The sequence below is a fragment of the Corallococcus sp. AB018 genome (genome assembly GCF_003986945.1).
Lineage (GTDB): Bacteria > Myxococcota > Myxococcia > Myxococcales > Myxococcaceae > Corallococcus > Corallococcus exiguus.
Genome location: NZ_RAWR01000540.1, coordinates 1 through 444, shown reverse-complemented (window position 1 = coordinate 444; position 444 = coordinate 1). Strand labels below are relative to the sequence as shown.

General features: G+C 63.7%; 1 protein-coding gene. It reads right to left on the bottom strand.

Going from position 1 to position 444, the window contains the following annotated elements:
• On the bottom strand, nucleotides 1-444 hold a 444-nt coding region (locus D7Y11_RS42935), incomplete at both ends, for a DUF444 family protein (protein ID WP_126936527.1).

The window sequence follows — 444 nt, the reverse complement described above, 5'->3', positions numbered from 1 at the left end:
TGGCAGACCGGCAGGATCTTGTCGGTCAGCAGCATGCCGGTGAGCTCGCCGTCGGAATAGGAATTGTCGCCGTCGGAAGCCTGCGCGGCGTAGATATTCCAGTCCGACGGGTTGAAGCGCTCGCGCACGATCTCGTGCATGGCCTGCAGGGCGCTGGAGACCAGCGTGCCGCCGGAGGCCGGGCCGTAGAAGAAGGTCTGCTCGTCGACCTCCTCGGCGCGGTCGGTGTGACGAATGAAGACGATCTCGACGTGCTTGTAGCGGCGCTTCAGGAACACGTAGAGCAGCATGTAGAAGCGCTTGGCGAGATCCTTCATGTGCTCGGACATCGAGCCCGAGACGTCCATCAGGCAGAACATCACCGCCTGGGCCACCGGCCGCGGCACCGTCTCGAAGCGGCGGTAGCGGATGTCGAGCGGGTCGATGAAGGGAATGCGCTTGGAT